Annotated in this window: 7 protein-coding genes; 3 read left to right on the top strand and 4 right to left on the bottom strand. The window is 34.4% G+C overall.

The annotated features are described in order from the left end of the window. The first annotated feature begins 255 nt into the window (after positions 1–255). Positions 256–699 (top strand): hypothetical protein, encoded by a 444-nt coding sequence (locus FTU05_RS16715; RefSeq protein ID WP_180166107.1) that lies wholly within the window; start codon positions 256–258, stop codon positions 697–699. Positions 700–764: 65 nt separating this feature from the next. Here the strand turns inward: FTU05_RS16715 and FTU05_RS16710 are convergent, their stop codons facing one another. Continuing rightward, complete coding sequence (locus tag FTU05_RS16710; RefSeq protein ID WP_218953452.1) at positions 765–1,802, bottom strand: replication initiation protein; 1,038 nt, start codon at positions 1,800–1,802, stop codon at positions 765–767. A gap of 1,175 nt (positions 1,803–2,977) precedes the next feature. Between FTU05_RS16710 and FTU05_RS16705 the strand changes: the two genes are divergently transcribed. Continuing rightward, positions 2,978–3,904, top strand: a complete 927-nt coding sequence (locus tag FTU05_RS16705; protein ID WP_180113150.1) for a DNA cytosine methyltransferase — start codon at positions 2,978–2,980, stop codon at positions 3,902–3,904. Positions 3,905–3,913: 9 nt separating this feature from the next. Then, a complete protein-coding gene (locus FTU05_RS16700) occupies positions 3,914–5,017 on the top strand; it encodes a HaeII family restriction endonuclease (protein ID WP_180047913.1) in 1,104 nt (367 codons plus the stop codon). Positions 5,018–5,220: 203 nt separating this feature from the next. Here the strand turns inward: FTU05_RS16700 and FTU05_RS16695 are convergent, their stop codons facing one another. The 3 genes from FTU05_RS16695 to FTU05_RS16685 all read right to left on the bottom strand — a co-directional run bounded on the left by FTU05_RS16695 (position 5,221) and on the right by FTU05_RS16685 (position 8,274). Continuing rightward, a complete protein-coding gene (locus FTU05_RS16695) occupies positions 5,221–5,772 on the bottom strand; it encodes a plasmid replication DNA-binding protein (RefSeq protein ID WP_180166105.1) in 552 nt (183 codons plus the stop codon). Positions 5,773–5,826: 54 nt separating this feature from the next. Next, a complete protein-coding gene (locus FTU05_RS16690) occupies positions 5,827–6,873 on the bottom strand; it encodes a hypothetical protein (RefSeq protein WP_180166103.1) in 1,047 nt (348 codons plus the stop codon). Between the two features lie 117 nt (positions 6,874–6,990). Next, positions 6,991–8,274, bottom strand: a complete 1,284-nt coding sequence (locus tag FTU05_RS16685) for a MobA/MobL family protein (protein WP_180166101.1) — start codon at positions 8,272–8,274, stop codon at positions 6,991–6,993. Between the last annotated feature and the right edge of the window lie 249 nt (positions 8,275–8,523).

Below are 8,523 nucleotides of genomic sequence, written 5' to 3'. Positions count from 1 at the left end.
GCTGGAGGGGGGCGCACGACTCAAAATTGATATGTAGCGAAGCGGAATGTCAATTTTGGGTTAAAGTGCGCTTTTTCCTATGTCATTCCTACATTCTCATAGTCTACGCTTGCGCTCGACTATAAGAATGTGGAATGTCATGGAAAAAGTTTAACGGCAATCGGCTCTCACACTTCAATAATTTAAAAACGATAATTTGCCCTTGTTTTTTTTATATTGTGATGATTAGATATTTTTATTTATGAGAATATAAACATGAATGAACAAGATAAGACTCCAATTTTTGACAGCAAAGAATATGCTAAGCAAGTTAGTGAATTAATCAGTAAAATTGAAAGTCGTAAATTGTCAAAAGAACAGTTAAAAGATGCTCAAAAATCTCTTGCTGATATTCAAAAACTAGCAAGTGAAGCAATCGAAAAATTTAAAGATATACTTCCAGATCTGACACCCACGGAAAAAAGAATTGTAGATGCTCAAAAATTTGGTATAGCTGACTCTGTTATCAATCAAATTTTCGACAATAGTAATAATAATCTAAATGAAGCTGAACAAGCCCAATTTATTGAACTACTGGACAAGGTTTTAAAAGCTGCTCCTAAACGTGAAAAGAATAAAATTTTCAAAGGTTCTGATAATTTAAAAGAAGCACTCTATTTACATAATGACAATGCACGTAGAGAAAAGTTAAGAAAATAAGATGTGGTTTTTCTAATGGCAGCTTTAACAAAATATTTTGTTAAAGCTGTACTGAATTCTCATCATTAAAATGGTGCAGGTTCTTCAAAAGTTATTCCGAACTCTTGAAGCTTATTAATCCATCGCTCTTGATTACCATTTTTAAAATCATTTTTGATTCGATCAATCATCTCATTTAGTGCTTCACCAGACTCTTGAAAACGTGGCAATAGTTCAGGTTTTTTTATAATTTCTTTATAGACCATTGTTGCTGTAATTTTTGGTTGTTCATTTTGTGGTTCATCTGGTACTTTTTTCTTTGGTTCTTCTGCTTTGACTGTTCGTTTTTTTGTTACAGTAAAATTGACATGACTGGCTTTCCGACCTTCTTTTTTTTCAGCTTTATATTGAACAGATAATTCGGTCTTTAGGTTGATCAAGTCAATATGTGGTTTTAACACGAACTTTTTAAACTCTTTGTAATCGCTATATGACTGCAAATCAATATTTAAGGCTTCTTTTAGGTCGCTGATTGCAATATCAAAGTTAAAACGATATTCATTTTGAACTAATAATGGATATAACTTTAATCCATGTCCGTGCAGTCCTGAAATTGACTTGATTTGTAGCTTTGTGAAAGGGTGTTGTTGATTGAAGACATACATAATATGCAGAGCATAGTGTGTAAAACTGACTGTAAATCTCCCCTCTTTGTAAGCTGTTGAAGTGACAAGTCTAGTCCGTACATTCCCACGTTCTTCATTATGAAAAATAACGCTGTGATTGTAGAGAGCGTCAACAACACGATCTAAAGCAGCATAAGCCCCTTTTATATTCAAGCCAGTTAACTCTGCATACTCTTTTGCTGTAATTGAAAAGACTGTTTGCTCAGTTGGTAAGTCATTGGATAAGCGCACTTTAGGACTAAAAAACATGAGCAGCTTCAACATATCATCTTTTGGTGGCTTTTCGTGTTGAAGCAGCCAAAAAGCATTTTGAAGAACAGCGAGATGTTCAGGATATTTCTTCTCAGGAGAAAGTAATGGATACAATACTTTATCTTGTTCTGTGAAGTCGTTGATTGAACTCTTTTTAGCAGTTTTACTCACAATTTTTATTTTCATAAAGGGGGTGCAGTATTATTTTATATCACCCCCTTTAATGTTAGTCAATGAGGATGTTTTTTTGTCTGCAACGCCACCCCCCTAGTCTGCAATGCCACCCCCCTTAGTCTGCAACGCCACCCCCCTTAGTCTGCAACGCCACCCCCTTTGATGATAATTTGTCTGCAACGCCACCCCCCTTAGTCTGCAACGCCACCCCCCTAAATGCTCTGAAAGCATTGCTATATAAGACTTTAAGATATGCCGTAAAGCTTTTTTAAAGCTTTTTAAAGCTATAAAGCTTTATAAAAGCTTTTAAAAAGATTAAAAATAGAAAAAGAAAATTGCCCTTGGTACTCGGCAAGCCTCGTACTCTATTGCTGTTCGCTTACGCTCACAGCGATGGGGCAATTTTTGTAACTGTTGTATGTAATAACAAAAAGCAAAAAGAAAATTATGGCATTCGCTTCGCTCATGGCATTTTTAAAAGCAAAAGCTTCAAAGTTCGCACCCTTCGGGATGCTCTGTATCTAAGTTTTAGAAGCAAAATGGAGCTTGTAATCAGAGAAAAAGAATGGCTGAAGTCATATTCAATCAGTTCGCTCGTAGACACTCGCTCTGTAAGTTATTGTTATTATTTAATTTTTCTTAAAATTAATTTGATTTTTACCATTCAATTGTAATAGGATTCCTCATGTTTACTTTCTGGTTATATTCCAAGTTGACGTAAAACATAGCTCTATTTTGCCCTCATTTACGCTCTATCCAATGTTTCGTATTTTTATGATGGGTAGTAACAATAAGTGTTCTATCGTTGAATTTGGGCCAAATAAGAGCCTATTTTCAAGTGAACTATCAGGTGGACATTTCTACTTGGCGGCTTACAGTCAAATTTCGTATAAGAGATTTTATGTTAAATAGTATTTATTACATTGTTCGTCATAGTGATATGTAATTCCTACTTTACGCTTCATCAGCCTACTTACGTGTAAAGCAGGAAAACATATGACTGCTATCAATTTTATATTAAAAATAGGTTAATAGAAAAAATGGTCATTTTTGTTGGTCGTATGATAGACAAACAGATTCATTTTAATAATTAACGACAGGTATTGTCGTAATGTTAGGCGATTAATAAATCATACAGAACATCTTTTCGGTACAATCCATTCATTTTCACCCTTTGTAATCTTGTTATGACCTCTGTTACTTATAAAACTATTGATCTTTTTGCTGGCATAGGTGGAATACGTCTAGGTTTTGAAAAATATGGATGTGAAACGGTTTTTGCATCGGAATGGGACGAACATGCAAAGAAAATCTATAAGGACAATTTTGGTGATGAACCATTTGGTGATATTAATCTAATAGAACCTAAAGATATTCCTGATCATGATATTCTTTTAGCTGGTTTCCCATGCCAACCCTTTAGTATTGCGGGTAAAGGTCTAGGTTTTTCAGATACAAGAGGTACATTATTTTTTAATATTGAAGAAATATTAAGAGTAAAAAAACCAAAAGCGTTCCTACTTGAGAATGTAAAGCGTCTAACTACTCATGATAAGGGAAATACCTTTCAAACTATCAAAAATAAGTTAGAAGACTTGGGGTATAACTTACATTATAAAGTATTAAACTCATTGGAATATGGTGGTGTTCCGCAGAAGCGAGAACGTATTTATATTGTTGGTTTCTTAGACAAAGTTGATTTCAATTTCCCTGAAAAATTAAGCGGATATAGACCACTTTCTGAAATATTAGAAGCGGATGAAGATATTGAAAGTAAGTATTTTTTATCTGAAGAAATTAGAAATAAAAGATTTGAAAAACTAAAGAAAGAGCCGCCTATGCCTTCAATATGGCATGAAAATATTGGTGGTAATATTTCAGCACTTCCATATTCATGTGCGTTAAGAGCTGGGGGCAGTTACAATTATTTAGTGGTAAATGGTATACGACGTTTAACTGGGCGTGAGATGTTACGGTTACAAGGTTTTCCAGACACTTATAAAATTGATGTGCCTTATACTCAAGTGAGGAAAGTTGCTGGTAATTCAGTAACGGTTACAGTGATAGAACGCATCGCTGAAAATATGATAAATTGCTTAAAATCATTAAATTAGATAGCAGTCATGACAACAGTTTTAGATGCAAAATTGGCTTTAGATTCGTTAGTTGCTAAGAGTAGAGCGCATCTGTATAAACCTATGCAAATTGCTGAAATTCTGAGGAAATATAGACTAAATCCCGAAGAGTTAAATCCTTTAGAATTGGAAACATATAGAACACAATCGAAGAAATGGCGTGATGCGGTCACTTCTAAATTAGTTGGTAATGTATCAACTTCTAGTGCCCGATTCCAAGATAATTTATTTGAGGAAAATGCCATTCCCCCGCGTATTCTAGAAGTGTTAGCAAAGGAAAATAATGGAAAAAATGGAGCTATAGAAGCTTATATTTATACCTTATTTGCTAAGCGCTTAGGCTCTGTGTCTAATAGTGTTAATTATTGTTTATCCCATGATTCATCTAATTTTAAATTAGATGAATTTATGGATTCTTTTTGGAAAGAACCAGGATTAAAACGAAGCATAGATAAAGTATTTGAATGTGTAGTGTATGCTTTATTTTCATCTATAGTTGAAGCAATAGATGCGGAAATTACTCTTTCTTATAACACTGAAAAAAAATTTATTATCGAAGAGTTTGAAGATTTTACAAAGGCTGTTCTCAATATCTCTGTAGCTGATACATTTTTTAAAACAAATGGGAGTGTACATCGTATTGGAGCTACGAATGCAGCAGATAGAGGGTTAGATATTTGGACAAATTTTGGGGTTATTGTTCAAATTAAACATCTTTCTTTGTCTGAAGAGCTAGCAGAAGGGATTTGTAATTCTTTAACCGCAGATAGGATAGTCATTGTATGTAAAAAAGCGGATGCTAAAGTTATTACATCATTACTTAATCAAATTGGATGGAAAAGTAAGATACAAAGTATTATTACAGAAGATCAGTTAATACAATGGTATGAAAAAGCTCTACGTGGTCAATATGCTAATCTTCTAAGTAGTAAACTTTTACTTAATTTACAAAGTGAAATTCAAAGAGAGTTTCCCGCAACCCTAGATGATAATTTTCTTAATTTTTATAAAGAACGAAATTATCATTTATTACCAACTGATGATCTTTGGTTGACTGAATCTGGTAATGCAATTATCCCCAAATCTATTTAGTCTTAATATGAAGTTAAGCTAAAATTAACATAATACACCTTATACGAAATGCTCTTCATTTATCTTTAAAATTCAGTGTTTTATGTTGATGTAAAAAGCCCAATCCTTCCCGATTGGGCTTTTTCTTTGATTTATCACGTTCCACGCCTACTATTTAATCAATGTTTCACGGTTTTGATAAGCCTTGGTAAACAATTCAACCTCTAGTCATCACTTAAAACAGCATGTAGCACTCGGCCCAATAAACCTCGTTTTTTAGGTTCCGGTGTTATCGTAGCAGCTTGCTGAATAGGCTTATTTTCTATTGCTGTAATTTGTTCGGGCTGTACAATTTCTTGTAAGTCTGTAGTTGTACGGATTTGTTCATTTGTACTGTAATCCTGACTGTCAGGCTGAATATTTTTAGGTGTATAGCCAAGTGCTAATGTTAGGTTGTCAATTTTATCTTTAAGTTGCTCAATCTCTTTGTACATACGCCTTTCACGTTCTTCGGCAACTGATTTATCATGTCGTAATTCTTCAATCAATTGCTTGTACAGTTCAACTGTAGTGTTGTCAGTTTCCTTACTATCAGGCTTACTGTCAGCCTGACTGTTAGGCATACCGTAAACACGTTGCATTTCACTAAAATCAATGACTTTTCGATTCTTAGCATCAATTTCATAACTGATAGAACCATTCTTCATACGATCATAAATTGATGTACGAGCGATCCCATATTTTTTAGCTAATTCAGCAACGGTAAATTTAGGCATTGTTCTTTGATTGGTTTTATAGCTATGAATAATGATTCATCATAGCTGATTTTTTCACTTATAAATTACGTGTAATTCACCATATTGAGTTTGAATTTTCTGCGAACTTCTAAACTGGAAACAAGTTTGGATTGCCGGGATTTGCGAAAAAGCTTGTTTAGGAATGTAATTTTTACATATATCTGGCGATAACATTTGCAGACCAAGCCCCTTAAGCCTAGCTTCTATCATTCTGTAATTTAATGCTTTTTCAATTCCAGATTCGACCATTGTTTGGCTCAGAAGACCGAAAGTTAGACCTGTGATAGTAACTATTGCCCAGCCGATACCAAATTTTTTTAACAAACTTAACTTTTGTTCCTTCTTTTCTTCTAAAACATGATCTTGATATGCTTTTTCACGCTGTTGGTATAGTTCAGCGGATCTTTGTGCTGTCGCCTGTAATTCAGTGCTGATCTCTTTCACTGTTTTAAGATCAGCATTATATGTTGTGATGATTTGATTATGAAAAGCAGTGGAATTTTCTTTCAGCCGTTGTTCAGCGTTATTAAAAGCAAAATCTAATTTGTTAAATGTAGAGCTAACAAGCTTTTCAGCGGTATCTTTCGCACTTACTTCTATTTCAGATTTCAATTGATCTGAAATTTGTTGAGTAAGTTTCGATGACACTTGGCCGATAATTTCTTCTGAAATTCGATTCGAGACAATGTCTGAAAAACTGTCTGAAATTGTACTGACTTGTTTTTTTAAAATTTCGACTTGCTGAATTGCGATATTGGTCGCAGCACGCATATTATTTTGATAGCGCTGACTATTATTTTCTAAATGTTCAGTAAGCTGTTTAGCCTGAGCATCAGCATTTTTAATATGTGTGGTCGTCTGTTCAATATTTAGATTTGATGCTTGTAAACGGACAATTTCAAGTGCTTTTTGAGCAACTGAAATTTGCTGAACAACACTATTTAACTGCTTACTGACGTTTTGAATATCATCAAAACTTGATGCAATCTTGCTATCAAAATTTGATAGCGTTTCGATCAATTTCGGAAAGTTTGTACTGACTGTATCAGTCTTTGATGCAATGACTTTCAGTTGCTCCACAAGCTCAGACTTGGCTTTCTGAGCTTGTATGTCTTGGCTTTCAATCGTGCTGACAATGGCTGTCAGTAAATCAATAATCTCGCTGTTGTCAGTCATGTGACTGCTCCCAATTTTTAGTTAAAATGGTGAATAATCGTTATCGTTATCAGATTGTGGCTTGGGCTTTTCGGCCTTTTTTTGCTTCAATCGTTCAAGCTTCTGACTGAGTGTCTCAGTTGGTTCCGCTGTTGCATTTGGAGGGATATTGGATTCTTTGAGCCGTTCAAGTTTTTCCCGTAAATTAGTTGGTTCAGGCTTGTGATCTGCAAGCTCATTGTCGATTAACTGCTGTGCATTGTTGATCTGATTAAGCAACTCTTGTGCTTGTTCATAGTCTGATTTTGGGTTCGGTTTTAAGCTGTCCAATAGCACTTTTTCAGCAAGTTTTTCACCGTTCAAAATCTTATATGCAAGCTCCGCAGGCAATGGCACATTGATAAAATTGAGATAGTCAGATTCGGTTTGTTGCTTGGCTTTCTGCTGCTTATTGTATTCGTTAACATCCATCTTTTTACCGCTTGCAACACGGTTTTTCACCATCTCACCTTCATGAACTGTTGCTGAAATTTGTAGACCTAAATCTTTATAAGACTTATGGGTATAACGCTCAATGCGGTTATTTTTTTCTAATGAATTATTGATACTCACACAGAATTTTTCTCGCATAAATTGCAGAAAATTTTGCTCAACATTCATTAAATCAGGCTTATCTTTTTTGATTTCTGAACCATATTTTATGGGGTTAAAATCTTTAACTTGGCTACCCAGTTTAAACGTATCTGCAAAAGATTTTTTCTTACGCTTTACTTTTAAATCTTGCTCTGTTAGGGCTTCAATTTTGCAATATGGAATCACAAAATGAACATGATTATTTTGGATTTGTAGTCTTAAATCTTCATCCTCGACAGGCAAATTATGCTTTTCAATTTCAGCTAACTTAGCCTTTTTTCGCATTAAATTATCGGCTTCATGTATCGCAAAACTAATAGATGTTCCGTACTGTTCTGTGAATATATTGCAAAATTCTTCAACAAGTTTTAGCTGTTCTTCTTTTGAAATTTCAGGAGGTAAAGCTGCAATAGAACTGTAAGCAATAATGTTTGTAGAAGCATGACTATTATTCTCGATATGATTATAAAATTGTTCTTCTGTCATATCTGTTTTAATGCCATGCGGCATATAAAAACCGGTTTCAATTATCCCAGATTTATGCGAAAAATTATGCTCATCTCCCGTTAAATTGTTCGATAATTTACGTGCATTAATATATGCAATTATTCTTAATATACTGTGACCGTTTGATTTTTTGACAGTAGAAATGCGGTGTGAATACTGATTACGAATAATGATTTTACTAGACACACTGTTATCCTGCCGTTGCTCTTGCTTCTTTACTTTTAAGACGTTACATGAAAATAATTATTGTGCAAAGTGCAATAAATTACTTTCTCATGAAACGTCTTAAAAGTTCCCACCTGCCCAGTGCTGGAGGGGGGCGCACGACTCAAAATTGATATGTAGCGAAGCGGAATGTCAATTTTGGGTTAAAGTGCGCTTTTTCCTATGTCATTCCTACATTCTCATAGTCTACGCTTGCGCTCGACTATAAGA

This window comes from Acinetobacter sp. YH12049 (genome assembly GCF_013419875.1).
GTDB classification, from domain to species: Bacteria; Pseudomonadota; Gammaproteobacteria; order Pseudomonadales; family Moraxellaceae; genus Acinetobacter; species Acinetobacter amyesii.
This window is presented reverse-complemented; position numbering and strand designations above follow the sequence as displayed.